Genomic DNA, 16686 nt, shown 5'->3' on the forward strand with positions numbered 1-16686 from the left:
TCTTGGCAACTACAGACAAGAACGGGACCGCCGGCAAAGACGGCAAGGCCTATACATTCGTTGACCACAAATTCGATGTGGTTGTGGTGGGTGCCGGCGGCGCCGGTCTGCGCGCGACGCTGGGTATGGCTGAGCAGGGCTTGAAGACAGCCTGCATCACCAAGGTTTTCCCGACCCGCTCGCACACCGTTGCGGCACAGGGTGGTATCGCTGCTTCCCTGAGCAATATGGGCCCAGACTCGTGGCAGTGGCACATGTACGACACCGTCAAGGGGTCGGACTGGCTCGGCGATACCGACGCCATGGAATATCTCGCGCGTGAAGCACCGGCTGCGGTCTATGAGTTGGAGCATTACGGCGTGCCGTTCTCGCGAACCGAAGCGGGCAAGATTTACCAGCGCCCCTTCGGCGGCCACATGATGAACTATGGCGATGGTCCACCCGTGCAGCGCACCTGCGCGGCTGCTGACCGCACAGGCCATGCGATCCTGCATACGCTGTATGGCCAGAGCCTGCGCCACAATGCGCAGTTCTTCATCGAATATTTTGCGCTCGATCTCATTCAGGATGCGGACGGCACAATTACCGGTGTCGTCGCCTGGAACCTCGATGACGGCACGATCCATCGTTTTGCCGCCAAGATGGTGGTGCTGGCAACGGGCGGCTACGGCCGGTCCTACTTCTCGGCAACATCCGCCCATACCTGCACCGGTGATGGCGGCGGCATGGTGGCGCGCGCTGGTCTGCCCCTGCAGGATATGGAATTCGTTCAGTTCCATCCGACCGGCATTTACGGTGCCGGCTGCCTGATCACCGAAGGCGCACGCGGCGAAGGCGGCTATCTCGTCAACTCCGAGGGCGAGCGCTTCATGGAGCGCTATGCACCATCGGCCAAGGATCTGGCGTCACGCGACGTGGTTTCGCGCTGCATGACCCTGGAAATCCGCGAAGGCCGCGGTGTTGGCAAGAACAAGGATCACATCTTCCTGCATCTCGACCATCTCGATCCGGCTGTGCTGCACGAGCGTCTGCCCGGTATTTCCGAATCGGCCAAGATTTTTGCCGGTGTGGATCTGACCAAGGAACCGATCCCGGTCCTGCCGACGGTTCACTACAACATGGGCGGCATTCCAACCAACTATTGGGGTGAAGCGCTCAATCCGACCAAGGATAATCCGGACCGCATTCAGCCGGGCCTGATGGCTGTCGGCGAAGCGGGCTGTGCTTCGGTGCATGGCGCCAACCGGCTTGGCTCGAACTCGCTGATCGATCTGGTGGTCTTCGGCCGGGCCGCAGCCATCCGTGCCGGTCAAGTGATCGACCGCAATGCCAAGATCCCGACGATCAACGAGGCATCGGTTGAGAAGATCATGGAGCGCTTCGACCGCCTGCGCCATGCAAATGGCAGCACGCCGACAGCGGTCCTGCGTGAAAAGATGCAGAAGACAATGCAGGAAGACGCTGCGGTGTTCCGCACGTCGGAATCGCTGAAGTCAGGTGTCGAGCGTATGGAGAAAATCTGGAGTGAACTGCCTGACATAAAGGTCACGGATCGCTCGATGATCTGGAATTCCGACCTGGTGGAAACGCTGGAGCTGGAAAACCTGATGGCCAATGCGCTGACGACGGTGGTTGCCGCCGAAGCGCGCAAGGAAAGCCGTGGTGCCCACGCCCATGAGGATTTCCCCAACCGTGACGACATCAACTGGCGCAAGCACAGCCTTGCCTGGCTCTCGCCCGAGGGTGAGGTCAAGCTCGACTATCGTCCCGTTCACCTTGCCCCGCTGGTCAAGGAAGAGGACGGCGGCATCAGCCTCGCCAAGATCGCGCCGAAAGCGCGTGTGTACTAAGGGATCAGAGCATCATGGTTGAACTTGCACTTCCCAAGAACTCGAAGATGCGTCCCGGCAAGATCTGGGACCGCCCGCAGGGTGCCAACAATCTTCGGGAATACCGCATCTATCGCTGGTCGCCCGATGATGGCGAGAATCCGCGGATCGATACCTATTATGTCGATCTCGACGATTGCGGCCCGATGGTTCTCGATGGCCTGTTGTGGATCAAGAACAAGATCGATCCGACGCTGACACTGCGCCGCTCCTGCCGCGAAGGCATTTGCGGCTCCTGCGCGATGAACATCGACGGAACCAACACGCTCGCCTGCACCAAGGGCATGGACGAGATCAAGGGCGCGGTCAAAATCTATCCCTTGCCGCATCTTCCCGTGGTCAAGGACCTGGTGCCGGATCTGTCAAACTTCTATGCCCAGCACCGTTCGATTGAGCCTTGGCTCAAGACGGTTTCGCCGGAGCCGGCAAAGGAATGGCTGCAGAGCCACGATGATCGCGCCAAGCTTGACGGCCTCTACGAGTGCATCCTGTGCGCCTGCTGCTCGACATCCTGCCCGAGTTACTGGTGGAATGGCGATCGCTATCTCGGACCGGCGGTTCTGCTGCAGGCGTATCGCTGGCTGATCGACAGCCGCGACGAAGCAACGGGTGAACGTCTCGACAATCTGGAAGACCCCTTCCGGCTCTATCGTTGCCACACGATCATGAACTGCGCGCAGACCTGCCCGAAGGGATTGAACCCCGCCAAGGCAATCGCCGAGATCAAGAAGATGATGGTCGAACGCCGGGTCTAGGCAATTGATCACGCAAGATGATTGCATAAAAACGGGCGCTTCGAGCGCCCGTTTTGTTTGATACGTTTGACGCGCTGCTCAGGCCAGCTTTGCGTCGAGTGTGACCTGAATGGCGCCGAGTGCCTTTGACAGCGGGCAGGACGCCTTTGCCTGTTCGGCCAGTTTTGAAAAGGTCGCGGCGTCGATACCGGGCACATCGCCAATGAGCGTGATGGCGCTTTTGGTGATTTCGAAACCGCCACCAGCGGCCGGGTTGATGCTGACGGTTGCCTTGGCATCGAGTTTCGCGGCCGGTGTGCCGTTTTCAGCCAGGAAATGCGAAAGCTGCATGGCGAAGCAACCGGCGTGGGCGGCGGCGAGAAGTTCCTCCGGATTGGTGCCTGCCGTCCCGCTTGCGTCCTCGAAACGGGCCTTGAAATTATAGGGAAGCCCCTTCAGTGCGCCGCTTTGCGTATCAAGGGTACCAGCACCGTCTTTCAAGGCGCCCTTCCAGATTGCAGTTGCCTGTCTGTCCATTGAACACTCTCCCTCGGTTGATTGATTAGGTTAAGACTGCTTGCATCCTGTCCGTAACGCCGCAGGGTTGCAGCAGTTCCGCATCATAGGCCCGGCGGCGGAATTTGCCAGAATTGATCGTTTTGTCGTGCTGTCTGCGAAACGATATGGAAAAGCGGGATTTGATTGCTATGGTGGCGAGGTCCACTGGCGCCGCTCAAACCTCCCTTGCTGCGGCCAGTGTGTCCGAAAGCTGCAGCAGAAGCTCGGCTTCGAAATCGAACATTCGTGAATTCAAAACAGGAAAATCCCCGTGAAACTGAAAAAGCTTGGCCGGACGGATATTGACGTCACGGAAATTTGCCTTGGTACCATGACCTGGGGCGTGCAGAACACTGAAGCGGATGCCCATGCGCAGATCGATCATGCGCTGGAAGCCGGAATCAACTTCATGGATACGGCCGAGATTTATGCGGTTCCGCCAACCGCCGAAACCTATGGCAAGACCGAAACCTATATCGGCAATTGGTTTGAGAAGACCGGCAAGCGCGACCGCTTCGTGCTGGCGACGAAGATTGCCGGCGGCGGACGCAACAGCTGGATCCGCGGCGGCAGCCTGATGAGCAAGACCACCATCGCGGAAGCGGTCGAAGGCAGTTTGAGACGTTTGCGGACGGACTATATCGACCTTTACCAGGTGCATTGGCCGGTTCGCGGGCATTATCACTTCGGCAACGGCTGGGAATATGCGCCACATCAGCAGAACCGGGCCGAGGTGGTTCAACAGATCGAGGAAGCGCTCGATGGCCTTGGTGACATGGTGAAGGCGGGCAAGATCCGCCATATCGGCCTTTCCAATGAAACCGCTTGGGGGATTGCGCAATGGCTGAAGCTAGCCGAGCGCAAGGACCTGCCACGCGTTGTCTCGGTTCAGAATGAATACAGCCTCTTGCAGCGGGCATTCGACCTGGATCTGGCGGAAGTCAGCCACCATGAAGACGTCGGGCTCCTTGCCTATTCATCCCTGGCCTCAGGTGTCGTGACCGGCAAGTATCTGGACGGAAAGGTACCGGCGGGAACCCGCGGTGCGCTGCAGGATCTTTGGCGGAACAACGTGCATGCCGATCCGGCCGTCAGGGCCTACATTGCGCTTGCGCACAAGCATGGTCTTGATGTTGCGCAACTCGCGATTGCCTTTGCATTGAGCCGGCCGTTCGTCACGTCGGTCATCATTGGTGCCACATCGCTTGAACAGCTGAAAACCGATATCGGCGCTGCGGATGTGACGCTGACACCGGACATCCTTGGTGAAATCCAGGCTATCCATCGCACCTATCCCCGGCCGCTCTGAGCGGGGAAAGCTGCTTCAGATCGGTTGACCCTGAAGCAGCTTCGGCGCTGTGGTCGACAATCCCGCGGCTTGACGGATGAAAAATCCTTTGAGCCGCGGCATGCGCTCGACAAGGCCCAGCCCGAAGTCGCGCAGGGCCCGCACCGGCACATTGTCGTTGGAGAACAAACGGTTGAGGACGTCGGTGGTCACGCCCATCTGCACCGTGTCGAACCGGCGCCAGGTCTGGTAGCGCTCGAGCACAGCGATGGAGCCGATGTCGAGACCGAGGCGGTCGGCATCGACAATGGTCTCGGCAATCGCCGCTGCGTCCTTGAAGCCAAGATTGAGGCCCTGACCGGCAATGGGGTGAATGCCGTGGGCCGCATCGCCGATGAGCGCAAAGCGCGGTTTGACGAAATCGCGTGCCAGCGTCAGGCCAAGCGGAAAGGCCTTGCGCGGTCCTTCGACCTGCAATTCTCCCAGTTTCAGGCCAAAACGCTGTTCGAGCTCGGCTTCGAACACGAAATCATCTTCCCTGATCAACCGCTCCGCGTCGGCAGTGCGCTCGGTCCAGACAAGCGAGGAGCGGTTGCCGCTCAGCGGCAGAATGGCAAACGGGCCTGCGGGGAGAAAATGCTCTTCCGCGCGACCGTTATGCGGCCGTGCATGGGCGACCGTGCAGACGATACCCGACTGGCCGTATTCCCAGTTCACGGTTTTGATGCCCGCCATATCGCGCAGCCGCGATTTGACGCCGTCGGCCGCCAGCAGCAGGCGCGTGCGCAGCGTCTTGTCATCGCCGTAACGCACCGTGAGGTGCACGTCGCCATTGTCAAAACCATGGACGGGTGTCCCCTCAATAAAGGCGACGCCGATCTGTTCGGCTTTCGAACGCAAGGCGGCGTTGAGGTCGCGGTTTTCCACCATATGGGCGAAGGGTTCACCAGGCTCGACTTCGCCATTGAAGGTCAGGAAGACCGGGCGGACCGGATCGGAGGTGCGCGAATCCGTGACGATCATCTCGTTGATCGGTTGCGCCTTCGGCAGGATTTCCTCCCAGCAGCCGAGCCGGTCGAGCATGCGGCTCGCAGCGGCGGCGATGGCCGAGGCGCGGGTGTCTTTGCGCCAGACACCGGCCGGTGCCGCGTCGATCACTGTGACAGCCAAGTGCGGCGCCGAAGATTTCAGTGCAACGGCGGTCGCCATGCCGACATAGCCGGCGCCCGCAATCACGATATCGGTGCTGCCGGAGACTTCTGATGTGTGTGTACGGGTTCTTTCAGCCATGATTGCCTCCGGTTTCCCTTTGCTCTTGCGCCGACGTGGCGCTTGACTTGTTCACCTGTTCCTGTTGCAAGCGGATTCAGGCACTATTATGCCGACCGTACGAACAGGAGTCGCGCCCGTCATGTCTGATGCCATGAAAGAGCTTTTGTCCATACTCGACCTTGAGACACTTGAACACAACCTGTTTCGAGGTCGCAGTCCGCAGGTCGGCTGGCAGCGGGTGTTTGGCGGGCAGGTCATCGGTCAGGCTTTGGTGGCGGCGCAGCGCACGGTCGATCCTGAGCGTCACGTCCACTCCCTGCACAGCTATTTCATGCGTGCGGGCGATCCGAAAGTGCCGATCATCTACGAGGTGGATCGCATCCGCGACGGCGCGAGTTTCACCACCCGGCGCGTGGTGGCGATCCAGCACGGGCATGCTATTTTTTCGCTGGAGGCCTCATTCCAGATCGAAGAAAAAGGACTTGAGCACCAAAAGCCGATACCCCTCGATGTTCTCGCGCCAGAAAAGCTGATGAGCGACAAGGACCTCAAGGAGCAGTATCTGCAGAATGCGCCAGCCAATGTGCGCAAATATTGGGAGCAGGACCGTCCCATCGAGATGAAGCCGCTGTCCCTGACCCATTACTTCACGCGGGAAAAGCTGCCGCCGGAGCAGAACGTCTGGATCAGGACAACGGGGCCGGTTCCAGATGACCGCGCCCTGCAGGCGGCGGTTCTGGCCTATCTCTCGGACATGACATTGCTGGATACCTCACTCTATGCCCATGGCCGTTCGATTTTCGATAAAGATTTGCAGGTCGCAAGCCTGGACCACGCCATGTGGTTCCACCGCCCCTTCAATTTCGACGATTGGCTGCTTTATACGGCAGACAGCCCAAGCGCTGCCGGTGCCCGTGGCTTCAATCGAGGCGCCTTGTACAGCCGCGATGGCACTCTGATTGCCTCGACGGCTCAGGAAGGCCTAATTCGTGTGCATCCGGCCGAGTGAAAATCGACCACGCAGATTGAAATGCCTAATTTTTAGGCATGTTGCCGGATAATGTATTGTGCACTGCCGAACTGATAAAAATATCCATATATAATCAATGTCTTAGTATTATTTTTCGAGTCTGGCACGGAACTTGAATACTCCTCACCAGTCGCCAAGGGCCATCAAGGCTTAGGGGATGGGTTCAACGCGGGTTGCTGCCGTTCAGGTAATTCCACCTGAGGGCTACCGCGCTAGCGCAGGGGTATAGTCAATGAAAATTGTGATGGCCATCATCAAGCCGTTCAAGCTGGACGAAGTGCGCGAAGCACTTACCGCTGTCGGCATCCAGGGCCTGACCGTCACCGAGGTGAAGGGTTATGGCCGCCAGAAAGGACACACCGAGATTTATCGTGGCGCGGAATATGCCGTCAGCTTCCTTCCCAAACTGAAAGTGGAAGTGGCTGTCGCGTCAGAGCTCGTCGACACCGCCATTGAAGCCATCACCACAGCCGCCAAAACCGGCCAGATCGGTGACGGGAAGATTTTCGTTCTCAGCATTGATCAGGCCGTCCGTATCCGTACGGGCGAAACTGACACCGATGCGCTTTGAGTCATTTGGGGTTTAAGGAGAAAATAATGAAAATTCCAACCAGTCTGACATCCGCGGTGCGCAGTACCCTTCTGGGTTCGCTGGCGCTGACCGCATTCGGTTCGCTGGCCGCACTCGCTCAGGAAGCGGCGCCTGCGGTAGCGGATGCCGCCGCAGCCGCTGCGCCGACTGTCAACAAAGGGGATACCGCCTGGATGATGATCTCCAGCGTCCTCGTCCTGTTCATGATCGTTCCGGGTCTTGCCCTGTTCTATGGCGGTCTCGTCCGTGCCAAGAACGTGCTTTCCGTCCTGATGCAGTGCACCGGCATTGCTGCCGTCGTCATGATCATCTGGGTTTTCTACGGTTACTCCTTCGCCTTCGGCGGCGGCACCAGCCCTTACTGGGGCGGTCTTGGCAAGGTTTTCCTTTCCGGCGTGACGCCGGCTTCGGTTGCCGCAACCTTTACCAAAGGCGTTGGTATTCCCGAGTATGTGTTCATCTGCTTCCAGATGACCTTTGCCGCCATTACGCCGGCACTGATCATCGGTGCTTTTGCCGAACGCATCAAATTCTCGGCAACGATCCTGTTCGTCATTCTCTGGGTTACGTTCGTCTACTTCCCGATCGCCCATATGGTCTGGGATTCCAATGGCCTGATCTATGGCTGGGGTGCGCTTGATTTTGCCGGCGGCACGGTCGTTCACATCAATGCCGGTATTGCTGGTCTCGTTGGTGCTCTCGTCATCGGCAAGCGTGCCGGTCTTGGCCGTGACATGATGGCGCCGCACTCCATGCCGCTCACCATGATCGGTGCTGCGATCCTGTGGGTCGGCTGGTTCGGCTTCAACGCCGGTTCGGCTCTCGAGGCCAACGGCATTGCGACGCTGGCGATGATCAACACCTTCACGGCAACGGCCGGTGCGATCATTGCATGGGTTGTGATCGAAGCGCTCGCCCGCAAGACGGCTTCGATGCTGGGTGCCGCATCCGGCGTTGTTGCCGGTCTGGTTGCAGTAACGCCTGCTGCCGGAACCATCGGTCCGGTTGGCGCTATCTTCCTTGGCGCCATTGCCAGCATCATCTGCTACTACATGGTGGCCGTGGTGAAGCCGAAGCTCGGTTATGACGACAGCCTCGATGTCTTCGGTGTGCATGGTATCGGCGGTATCATCGGCGCCATCGGCACCGGCTTCTTCACCAGCACGGCGCTTGGCGGCGTCGGTTATGCGGAAGGCGTCACCATGGGCGCGCAGGTGTTCGTGCAGATCAAGGCCGTGCTCGTCACGCTGGTCTGGAGCGGCATCGGTTCGCTGATCCTCTACAAGATCGTCGATGTCGTCGTTGGCCTGCGTCCGACCGCTGAAGCCGAATCCATCGGTCTCGACCTCACCTCGCATGGTGAAGCGGCCTACCACAATTAATGGACGGCTTTTGACAGGAACTGAAAAGGGCCCGGTTTTCCGGGCCTTTTTTGTTGCGGCAGGCAAGCTTGTCGAACCCGGGATGGCAACTCCGCCAATGTAATTTCGCTCGGGCTCGCCATGGTTAATGCCCCCTTAACCATCCGCACCGTAACGTGGGAATCGAATCTGCGGTTACTCACGACCGCCGTGCATGCGTTTACTTAGGGCGAGATTTCATGCGTCAAGGATATTCAGCCTCCTATGCGATCGAAGAAAACCGGCACGGGTTGACGACCCTTTTCCGCAGACAGATCCAGATTGTCTGGGGATTGGCGCTGTTTTGTTTCGTTGCCTTTGCCATTGGCAGCCTTGCGACCTGGAACGTGATCGATCCGAGCTTCAGCCACGCCACTTCCAATCCGGTTCGTAATGCCCTTGGCTATGCTGGCGCGGTTTTTGCCGACCTTGGCATGCAGTTTTTCGGCCTTTCGACGGTTGTCGCGCTCATGCCGGCGCTGTTCTGGGGTGGTCTGATGCTGACCGGCCGCGGCGTCGACCGTTTGCCGCGGCGGGCGATTGCCTGGTTCGGCGCATCGCTGATGGCGGCGGCCATTGCCGGCTGCTTCACCATTCCCGCAAGCTGGCCGATGCCGATCGGCCTTGGTGGTGTTTTTGGCGACATGGTTCTCAAAATCCCGGCGATCTTCACCGGAACATTCCCGCGCGGCGGTCTGGCCATGATCCTGGTCGCCGTTCTCGCTTTGCCGACGCTGTGGGTGTTCGGCTTTGCCAGCGGGCTGACCTATCGCGACAGCGAGCCGGTCGTAGCCAAGAAATCCGGCCGTCATGTGGCGCAGGAAGAGGACTTTGACGACGAGGACGAGGATGACGAGGAAAGCGAAGGCGGCCGCTGGCTGGCGCTCGGCGCATTGACCCACTGGTTCCTCAGCATCAAGGCCCTCTTCCGCCGTCTGTTCGGGCGTAGCGCCGGGCTTTACAGCAGTGCGCGCAGTGCGGCGGCACGGCACAATGACGATGATCTCTTCGCCGATGCCCCAATGGCACGGCAGAACGGGGCACGCCGCGAGCCAGGTTTTTATGACGAAGCGCCGCGCATTGAGGCGCCGTCAATCGACATCGGCAATGACGGTTTCGGGCACGAACCTGATGACTACGATCCGATCGCCTTCAGCGAAGACGATGAGGTGGATGATTGGGCGCCGCAGGCAGCGCCCGCGCGCCCGACAGCAATACCCGGCGGCAAGGCGCGGATCGCCACGCCAGCCCCGGCACCGCGGACCGGCGCGCGCGTGCAGCGCGAAGCCCAGACATCCCTGATCAAATCCGACGAATTTGAAATGCCGCCGCTGCATTTCCTCAGCGAACCGAAGAACGTGGTCCGCAACCCAAGCCTTTCGAAGGAAGCGCTTGAGCAGAATGCGCGGCTGCTGGAAGGCGTGCTTGAAGATTTTGGCGTCAGGGGTGAAATTATCCATGTACGCCCGGGTCCTGTCGTAACGCTATACGAGCTGGAACCGGCTCCGGGCATCAAGTCGTCGCGTGTCATCACGCTGGCCGATGACATTGCCCGCTCGATGAGTGCCATTGCAGCGCGTGTTGCTGTTGTGCCGGGCCGCAATGCCATCGGTATCGAACTGCCAAACCAGACCCGCGAAATGGTTTTTCTGCGGGAATTGCTGGCCAGCCGGGATTTTGAGCAGACCAAGACCAAGCTGGCGCTGGCGCTGGGCAAGACTATCAATGGCGAGGCCGTCATCGCCGATCTGGCGAAGATGCCGCATCTGCTCGTTGCCGGTACCACCGGTTCGGGTAAATCCGTTGCCATCAACACCATGATCCTGTCGCTGCTTTACCGCATGACCCCGGAACAGTGCCGGCTGATCATGATCGATCCGAAGATGCTGGAACTGTCGATCTATGACGGCATTCCGCATCTGCTCACACCCGTCGTGACCGATCCGAAGAAGGCCGTCGTAGCGCTGAAATGGACCGTCAAGGAGATGGAAGACCGCTACCGCAAGATGTCCAAGGTCGGCGTGCGCAATATCGACGGTTTCAACCAGCGGGTGGAACAGGCGCAGAAGAAGGGCGAGCGGATTGCCCGGACCGTGCAGACCGGCTTCGACCGGGCAACGGGCGAGGCGGTCTACGAGACGGAAGAGCTGGATCTGCAGCCCATGCCCTATATCGTTGTGATCATCGACGAAATGGCCGATCTGATGATGGTGGCCGGCAAGGACATCGAAGGCGCTGTCCAGCGTCTGGCGCAGATGGCGCGTGCTGCCGGTATCCACGTGATCATGGCGACACAGCGCCCGTCTGTCGACGTCATTACCGGCACGATCAAAGCGAACTTTCCAACCCGCATTTCCTTCCAGGTCACATCCAAGATCGATTCGCGCACCATTCTGGGTGAGCAGGGCGGCGAACAGCTGCTCGGCATGGGTGACATGCTCTACATGGCCGGTGGCGGTCGCATCCAGCGCGTGCACGGGCCGTTTGTCGGTGACGACGAAGTGGAAAAGATCGTCAATCATCTGAAACTGCAGGGCGTCCCCGAATATCTCGATGCGATCACGGAAGAGGACGACGAAGACGATATGGGCGGTGGTCCGGCCGGGACATCCAATCTGGAAGATTCGGATGATCCTTACGATCAGGCTGTTGCCGTGGTGCTGCGCGACAAGAAGGCGTCCACCAGTTACATCCAGCGCCGCCTCGGCATCGGTTATAACAGGGCAGCCTCGATCATCGAGCGCATGGAGCAGGAGGGCATCGTCGGCCCTGCCAACCATGCGGGCAAACGCGACATTCTCGTGCCGACACAGGACGATGATTTTTAAGCGCCGTTACGTAGCATTTTCGCCTGCGCGTCCTGTAACGGGCGCAATGAATGACTACATAACGGCATGAACCAGCGTTACGTAACCGGTGTGTACGCCGATGTGTCACGAATTTGAGGAACAAGTTGCGGTTTCCCGCCGTTTCTCGGCCATAGTCAGGTCAAACTGACCGGGTATACAGCAAGAGAATAAGACAGGAGACATAACACCATGACAACGACCAAAGCTTCGTTTCGCACGATTGGCACCTTTGCCCGGACATGTGCTGCGGCTTCCGTGGTTGGCATGGGGCTGCTTCTTGGTGCGACTGGCATTTCCGGACTGGCAAACGCTCAGGCGGCACCTGCCGCCATCAATGGCGCACAGCAGATCGCCAACCAGTTTTCCAGCGTGAAGACGATGACCGGTGACTTTGTTCAGTTCGGTCCGCGCGGTGAGCAAACCGAAGGCACGTTCTATATCGAGCGTCCAGGCAAGATTCGCTTCACCTACAACAAGCCATCGCCGATCCGTGTCATTTCCGACGGTGAATCCGTCGTGATCAACAACCGCAAGCTCGACACGTGGGATCTCTATCCCTTGTCGAAGACACCGTTGAAGCTGCTCCTCGCTGATCAGATCGACCTGACCGGCGATCGGGTGAAGTCCGTGAAGGAAGAGCCCGACATGACCACGATCGTCCTCGGCGACAAATCTGTCTTCGGCAACTCGACCATCAAGATGATGTTCGATCCGAAGACCTATGAACTGCGCCAGTGGACGATCACCGATGCGCAGGGCCTTGATACGACGGTCATGATAACCAATGTCCGCAAGGACGTGAAGTTCGCCAAGGACATGTTCACAATCGACTACACGCGCATCGCCATGAAGCGCTGACCGCATTCATCGTTTCCAGGGCCGCATCGTTGCACCAATCGCGTGTGGACGAGCGGCCTTTCGATTTTCAATCGCAGCAGAGATGGTCTAGTCTCGCATCAATCCATTCTGTCGCGAGATTCCTCTCCCATGCCTTTCTCCGTTGCCACCTGGAACATCAATTCCGTGCGCCTGCGTCTTGATCTGGTCCTGCAATTCCTGCGCGATCACCAGCCGGATGTCCTGTGCCTGCAGGAGACGAAATGTCCCGACGATCTCTTCCCGCGTGAGGCCTTCCATATGGCCGGCTATGAACATATCGAGATCAGCGGCCAGAAGGGATATCACGGCGTTGCCACGCTCTCGCGGCGGCCGTTGTCGGAGCCGGCGCGGGTGGGTTTCTGCAACATTGCCGATTGCCGTCATCTGAGCACGATTGTCACGGCCGGATCGAAGCGGCTACGCATCCATAATTTCTACGTGCCTGCGGGCGGGGACGAGCCGGATCCGGTCATCAATCCGAAATTCGCGCACAAGCTCGGCTTTCTCGAAGAAATGAAGGCGATGAATGCCGTTTATGGCGATGGCCATGCCTCGCTGCTCGTGGGTGATCTGAACATTGCGCCGCTCGAAACCGACGTTTGGTCGCACAAGCAACTGCTGAAAGTTGTGAGCCATACGCCGATCGAGACGGAGACCTTCGAGGCCCTGCGCAAGAACGGCGGTTGGAGCGATCTGATGCGCCATTACATTCCGCCGCACGAAAAGATCTATACGTGGTGGAGCTACCGCGCCGCTGATTGGGCCGCGGCTGATCGCGGTCGCCGTCTCGATCATATCTGGGGGTCACCGGATCTGGAAAATGATCTTGCCAGCATCACCGTGTTGCGCGAAGCGCGCGGCTGGGACCGTCCGTCCGATCACGTGCCGGTCATTGCCCGGTTCAATCTGGATTAAAGATGGCTTGGGCCGTTACTGGCTGCCGAACAGATGCTCATATCTGCTGATTGCCGCGATCATCTCGCTCAGGTCTTCGGAAATCTGTGTATGGAGCGCGGCGGCAATTTCCGGGTACTCCTCAAGAATACGCCGAAACAGCGAGCGATTGAGACGGATGACTTCGGTTTCCGTGTCCGCCATGGCGCTGGTGAGGCGCTTGGTCTGGGCAATGATCGCCATTTCGCCGAGAACCGCGCCGGGGCCCACACTCTTGAGCACGACACGCCCGGACTGGCCTTCGCGGAACAGCGAAATGGTTCCTCGATCGATCACATAGGCGCAATCGGCGGACTGGCCCTCACGGTAAAGCTCACGGCCTTCCCTCAGGACGAGGCGCTCTGTCCCAAAGGCAAGCAGACGCAACTGGTCGCGGGTGAATGTCCCGAACAGCCCCACTGTTTCCAGAATGCGAATATCATCTTCAATTGCCATGTAAGAACAGACATATACCTAGATTGACCTGATCGGCATCAAGGAATGAGTTTGTATCCCCCGCTTTCGGTAACAAGTATGCTTGAATTCGACGGATCGTGCTCGATTTTTTGTCGCAACCGGTAGACGTGGGTCTCCAGCGTGTGGGTCGTCACACCGGAATTGTAGCCCCAGACCTCTTCCAGCAGCACATCACGGGTGATGACCTTGCCGCCGGCACGGTAAAGATACTTGATAATCGCGACTTCTTTTTCCGTCAGCCTGATCTTGCCGCCCTTGGCGTCAATCAGCATTTTCTGGCCGGGTTTGAAAGTGTACGGGCCGACAACGAAGGTCGCGTCCTCACTCTGTTCGTGCTGGCGCAATTGCGCGCGGATGCGTGCCAGCAGCACGGCAAAGCGGAATGGCTTGGTGACATAGTCGTTGGCGCCTGATTCGAGGCCGAGAATCGTATCCGAATCAGTGTCGTGGCCCGTGAGCATGATCACGGGTGCCTTGAACCCGCCTTTGCGCAGAAGCTTGACCGCTTCCCGCCCGTCCATATCGGGAAGGCCCACATCCATGATCAGGAGATCGACGACGCCATTGCGCGCGGACTGGATACCCTTGGTCGCATTGTCTTCCTCGATGATCTGGAACTCTTCATAGAGGCTCAGCTGCTCGACCAGGATGGCGCGAAGATCAGTATCATCATCGACGATAAGAATGGTGCGTGCTGTCATATGGTTTCCCGCCCGTGCAAAGAAGTGGTTGGAATTTAAGTCGAATTGTTCCGGAAAGAAAGAGGACTGGCTTGATATTGCTTATGCGGCGCATCAGTCTGACATAAAAATGCTTTTTATGAGGCAAGTATGAGTCGCACTGCGTTGAAAATGATCGATGTTCGCCGCAAACCCGGCCACCGCAGCCGCGGGCAATTGATCGCTGGCCAGATGGTTTTGCACTGCGCCCTGGGAAAGGGCGGGATCACCGCCTTCAAACGCGAGGGCGACGGGGGAACGCCATTGGCGCGCATGCGGCTGCTCTATGGCTTCAAACGCCCGGACAAACGGGTGATCGCGCCGACTGGCCTCAATTTGCACGCGTTGCGCCGCACCGACGGCTGGTGCGAGGTGGGCGAAGATCGCAATTACAATCGCAAGGTGCGCATTCCCTACAACGCCAGCCATGAAACCATGTGGCGCAAGGATGATCTCTATGACGTCTGCATCGTCATGGACTGGAACATCAGGCCAAGGCGGCGTTCCGGCGGCAGTGCCATCTTCTTTCATCTGGCGCGGCCCGGCTATACCCATACGGAAGGCTGCATCGCCCTGAACCGGCGGGATATGGACCGGTTGCTGCCATTTCTGTCACCGGAAACGGTTATCCGGGTCTTGCGCTAAAGCCCTGCTAGCGGCGGAATCGCCAGACAGTGGTGCGTTTCACTTCCGAATCTTCGAGAATGCGCGTGACCGGCACCGCATAGACCGCCAGTTCTTCCAGCAGGTTTTTCGGGAAATATGAGCGGCCGGGATCGCCGACAATCACGGTTGCCCCGCGCGCGGCGAGCGCCGTGAACCATGGGACGAGCCGGTCCGCCAGCGGCTTTTCATAGAAGACGTCGCCGGCCAGGACGACGTCCCAATCATGGTCCGTATCGATCAGGTCGTGAATGAGGGTTTCGACCGCGACGCCGTTGGCAGCGGCGTTGAGATGGATCGCCGGGCGGGTAAAGGGGTCGATGTCGCAGGAGGTGACACGTGCCGCACCGGCCATTGCAGCGGCGATGCCGACAAGACCGGAACCGGAAGCGAAATCGAGAACGGTCCTGTCCTTCACCATATCAGGATGATCGAGAACGTAACGTGCAACGCCCTGGCCGCCAGCCCAGGCAAACGCCCAGAACGGTGGCGGCAGGCCAATGGTCGCCAGTTCCTCCTCCGTCTTGTGCCAGAGATCATGGGCTTCATCGGCCAGATACAGGTTTATCTCCGGCACATGCGGCGGCGCCTGCAGCGTGGTGTTCGCCCGAACAAAGCGCCGGTAGCGTTCGCTGTTGGGATCAAGCGCCTGCTCATCCATGACGGGCGATCATTGGGGCGCGGGAACAAGCCCGGCCATACGGCAGACTTCCTCCCATTCGTCCGGAGTGACCGGCTGCACGGAAAGGCGCATCGAGGTGACGAGCGCCATTTTTTCCAGCTTGGGGTTGGCCTTGACGTCCTTGAGCGTCACCGGTTTGGGCACGTCCATGACCGCACGGATGTCAACGCACTCCCAGCGGGGGTCGTCCGTGGTCGAATCGTGATGCACCAGCGCGCAGACCTCGACGATGCCGACGACTTCGAGACCTTCATTGGAATGGTAGAAGAAACCCTTATCTCCCAATTGCATGGCGCGCATATTGTTGCGCGCGAGATAGTTGCGCACGCCGGTCCATTCGGTGCCCTTGGCGCCCGCTTCCTTCTGTTTCTCCCAGGACCATGCATCGGGTTCGGATTTGAAAAGCCAGAATGCCATGTTTGAACCTATTTGCTGTCTGGATTCTTGATTGCCCAATTCCATGGGCGGATATCGACCGATGCAAACAGACCAGCCTTGGCATAGGGGTCGTTTGCGGCGATTTCCCTGGCACCGGCGACATCAGAAGCTTCGATCACAACCAGACTGCCGTTGGGCTTGGAATCGTCCCCGAGGAAAGGCCCTGCGAATTTCAGGCGGTCGCCAAGACCGTTGAGATAGTCAAGATGTGCGGCGCGGGTATCGAGACGCACCTGCAGATGGCCGGGCTTGTCGTTGCAAAGTAGGGCATAGAGCATTCGGT

The 16686-nt window shown here is 58.9% G+C and carries 17 protein-coding genes; 10 read left to right on the plus strand and 7 right to left on the minus strand.

Annotated elements, in window-relative coordinates; translation table 11 throughout:
• The first annotated feature begins 2 nt into the window (after positions 1-2).
• Both sdhA and ACP7B1_RS01475 read left to right on the plus strand, forming a co-directional pair.
• Positions 3-1850, plus strand: a complete 1848-nt coding sequence (gene sdhA, locus ACP7B1_RS01470; protein WP_346306080.1) for a succinate dehydrogenase flavoprotein subunit — start codon at positions 3-5, stop codon at positions 1848-1850.
• A 14-nt stretch (positions 1851-1864) separates the two neighbouring features.
• Positions 1865-2644 carry a succinate dehydrogenase iron-sulfur subunit gene (locus ACP7B1_RS01475; protein ID WP_346306079.1) on the plus strand — a complete coding sequence of 260 codons (780 nt, stop codon included), beginning with the start codon at positions 1865-1867 and terminating at the stop codon, positions 2642-2644.
• 78 nt (positions 2645-2722) lie between these two features.
• Here the strand turns inward: ACP7B1_RS01475 and ACP7B1_RS01480 are convergent, their stop codons facing one another.
• Positions 2723-3160, minus strand: a complete 438-nt coding sequence (locus tag ACP7B1_RS01480; protein WP_346306078.1) for an OsmC family protein — start codon at positions 3158-3160, stop codon at positions 2723-2725.
• A gap of 292 nt (positions 3161-3452) precedes the next feature.
• On the opposite strand from ACP7B1_RS01480, the gene ACP7B1_RS01485 reads away from it, so the two are divergent.
• Positions 3453-4490: an aldo/keto reductase gene (locus tag ACP7B1_RS01485; RefSeq protein ID WP_346306077.1), complete on the plus strand. Its 1038-nt coding sequence runs from the start codon at positions 3453-3455 to the stop codon at positions 4488-4490.
• 15 nt (positions 4491-4505) lie between these two features.
• Here ACP7B1_RS01485 and ACP7B1_RS01490 read toward each other — a convergent pair whose 3' ends face one another.
• On the minus strand, positions 4506-5759 hold the full coding sequence (locus ACP7B1_RS01490) for a ubiquinone biosynthesis hydroxylase (RefSeq protein ID WP_346306076.1): 1254 nt from the start codon (positions 5757-5759) through the stop codon (positions 4506-4508).
• Between the two features lie 121 nt (positions 5760-5880).
• On the opposite strand from ACP7B1_RS01490, the gene tesB reads away from it, so the two are divergent.
• The 6 genes from tesB to ACP7B1_RS01520 all read left to right on the plus strand — a co-directional run bounded on the left by tesB (position 5881) and on the right by ACP7B1_RS01520 (position 13406).
• Complete coding sequence (tesB, locus tag ACP7B1_RS01495; protein WP_288192798.1) at positions 5881-6750, plus strand: acyl-CoA thioesterase II; 870 nt, start codon at positions 5881-5883, stop codon at positions 6748-6750.
• Between the two features lie 253 nt (positions 6751-7003).
• Positions 7004-7342 (plus strand): P-II family nitrogen regulator, encoded by a 339-nt coding sequence (locus ACP7B1_RS01500; RefSeq protein ID WP_346306075.1) that lies wholly within the window; start codon positions 7004-7006, stop codon positions 7340-7342.
• Between the two features lie 26 nt (positions 7343-7368).
• Entirely contained in the window at positions 7369-8745 is a 1377-nt protein-coding gene (locus tag ACP7B1_RS01505) for an ammonium transporter (protein ID WP_346306074.1), read from the plus strand.
• Between the two features lie 218 nt (positions 8746-8963).
• On the plus strand, positions 8964-11591 hold the full coding sequence (locus ACP7B1_RS01510) for a DNA translocase FtsK (RefSeq protein ID WP_346306073.1): 2628 nt from the start codon (positions 8964-8966) through the stop codon (positions 11589-11591).
• Positions 11592-11801: 210 nt separating this feature from the next.
• Complete coding sequence (locus tag ACP7B1_RS01515; RefSeq protein ID WP_346306072.1) at positions 11802-12470, plus strand: outer membrane lipoprotein carrier protein LolA; 669 nt, start codon at positions 11802-11804, stop codon at positions 12468-12470.
• A gap of 129 nt (positions 12471-12599) precedes the next feature.
• Positions 12600-13406 carry an exodeoxyribonuclease III gene (locus ACP7B1_RS01520; protein WP_403180097.1) on the plus strand — a complete coding sequence of 269 codons (807 nt, stop codon included), beginning with the start codon at positions 12600-12602 and terminating at the stop codon, positions 13404-13406.
• A 15-nt stretch (positions 13407-13421) separates the two neighbouring features.
• Here the strand turns inward: ACP7B1_RS01520 and ACP7B1_RS01525 are convergent, their stop codons facing one another.
• Positions 13422-13880, minus strand: coding sequence for a cyclic nucleotide-binding domain-containing protein (locus ACP7B1_RS01525; protein ID WP_346305197.1), 459 nt, complete (start codon positions 13878-13880; stop codon positions 13422-13424).
• 38 nt (positions 13881-13918) lie between these two features.
• The gene (locus ACP7B1_RS01530) at positions 13919-14602 is read right to left on the minus strand and encodes a response regulator transcription factor (protein WP_091879514.1); all 684 of its coding nucleotides are present in this window, start codon (positions 14600-14602) and stop codon (positions 13919-13921) included.
• 129 nt (positions 14603-14731) lie between these two features.
• Here ACP7B1_RS01530 and ACP7B1_RS01535 point away from each other — a divergent pair, with 129 nt between their 5' ends.
• The gene (locus ACP7B1_RS01535) at positions 14732-15265 is read left to right on the plus strand and encodes a L,D-transpeptidase family protein (RefSeq protein ID WP_346305195.1); all 534 of its coding nucleotides are present in this window, start codon (positions 14732-14734) and stop codon (positions 15263-15265) included.
• A 7-nt stretch (positions 15266-15272) separates the two neighbouring features.
• Here ACP7B1_RS01535 and ACP7B1_RS01540 read toward each other — a convergent pair whose 3' ends face one another.
• Genes ACP7B1_RS01540 through ACP7B1_RS01550 form a run of 3 tightly spaced genes read right to left on the minus strand, consistent with a single transcriptional unit; the run spans position 15273 to position 16681 of the window.
• Positions 15273-15944 carry a class I SAM-dependent methyltransferase gene (locus ACP7B1_RS01540; RefSeq protein WP_346305194.1) on the minus strand — a complete coding sequence of 224 codons (672 nt, stop codon included), beginning with the start codon at positions 15942-15944 and terminating at the stop codon, positions 15273-15275.
• Positions 15945-15953: 9 nt separating this feature from the next.
• Positions 15954-16382: an EVE domain-containing protein gene (locus ACP7B1_RS01545; RefSeq protein ID WP_346305193.1), complete on the minus strand. Its 429-nt coding sequence runs from the start codon at positions 16380-16382 to the stop codon at positions 15954-15956.
• Positions 16383-16390: 8 nt separating this feature from the next.
• Positions 16391-16681, minus strand: a complete 291-nt coding sequence (locus tag ACP7B1_RS01550; RefSeq protein WP_346305192.1) for a YciI-like protein — start codon at positions 16679-16681, stop codon at positions 16391-16393.
• Between the last annotated feature and the right edge of the window lie 5 nt (positions 16682-16686).

The sequence above is a fragment of the Phyllobacterium sp. SL163 genome (assembly GCF_049896885.1).
In the GTDB taxonomy this organism is placed as follows: domain Bacteria; phylum Pseudomonadota; class Alphaproteobacteria; order Rhizobiales; family Rhizobiaceae; genus Phyllobacterium; species Phyllobacterium calauticae.

Excerpts from the sequence above, each read along its gene's own strand:
- ACP7B1_RS01475 (WP_346306079.1), top strand. The coding sequence starts at position 1,865 with ATGGTTGAACTTGCACTTCCCAAGAACTCGAAGATGCGTCCCGGCAAG.
- ACP7B1_RS01480 (WP_346306078.1), bottom strand. The coding sequence starts at position 3,160 with ATGGACAGACAGGCAACTGCAATCTGGAAGGGCGCCTTGAAAGACGGT.
- ACP7B1_RS01490 (WP_346306076.1), bottom strand. The coding sequence starts at position 5,759 with ATGGCTGAAAGAACCCGTACACACACATCAGAAGTCTCCGGCAGCACC.
- tesB (WP_288192798.1), top strand. The coding sequence starts at position 5,881 with ATGTCTGATGCCATGAAAGAGCTTTTGTCCATACTCGACCTTGAGACA.
- ACP7B1_RS01500 (WP_346306075.1), top strand. The coding sequence starts at position 7,004 with ATGAAAATTGTGATGGCCATCATCAAGCCGTTCAAGCTGGACGAAGTG.
- ACP7B1_RS01505 (WP_346306074.1), top strand. The coding sequence starts at position 7,369 with ATGAAAATTCCAACCAGTCTGACATCCGCGGTGCGCAGTACCCTTCTG.
- ACP7B1_RS01510 (WP_346306073.1), top strand. The coding sequence starts at position 8,964 with ATGCGTCAAGGATATTCAGCCTCCTATGCGATCGAAGAAAACCGGCAC.
- ACP7B1_RS01515 (WP_346306072.1), top strand. The coding sequence starts at position 11,802 with ATGACAACGACCAAAGCTTCGTTTCGCACGATTGGCACCTTTGCCCGG.
- ACP7B1_RS01520 (WP_403180097.1), top strand. The coding sequence starts at position 12,600 with ATGCCTTTCTCCGTTGCCACCTGGAACATCAATTCCGTGCGCCTGCGT.
- ACP7B1_RS01525 (WP_346305197.1), bottom strand. The coding sequence starts at position 13,880 with ATGGCAATTGAAGATGATATTCGCATTCTGGAAACAGTGGGGCTGTTC.
- ACP7B1_RS01530 (WP_091879514.1), bottom strand. The coding sequence starts at position 14,602 with ATGACAGCACGCACCATTCTTATCGTCGATGATGATACTGATCTTCGC.
- ACP7B1_RS01535 (WP_346305195.1), top strand. The coding sequence starts at position 14,732 with ATGAGTCGCACTGCGTTGAAAATGATCGATGTTCGCCGCAAACCCGGC.
- ACP7B1_RS01540 (WP_346305194.1), bottom strand. The coding sequence starts at position 15,944 with ATGGATGAGCAGGCGCTTGATCCCAACAGCGAACGCTACCGGCGCTTT.
- ACP7B1_RS01545 (WP_346305193.1), bottom strand. The coding sequence starts at position 16,382 with ATGGCATTCTGGCTTTTCAAATCCGAACCCGATGCATGGTCCTGGGAG.
- ACP7B1_RS01550 (WP_346305192.1), bottom strand. The coding sequence starts at position 16,681 with ATGCTCTATGCCCTACTTTGCAACGACAAGCCCGGCCATCTGCAGGTG.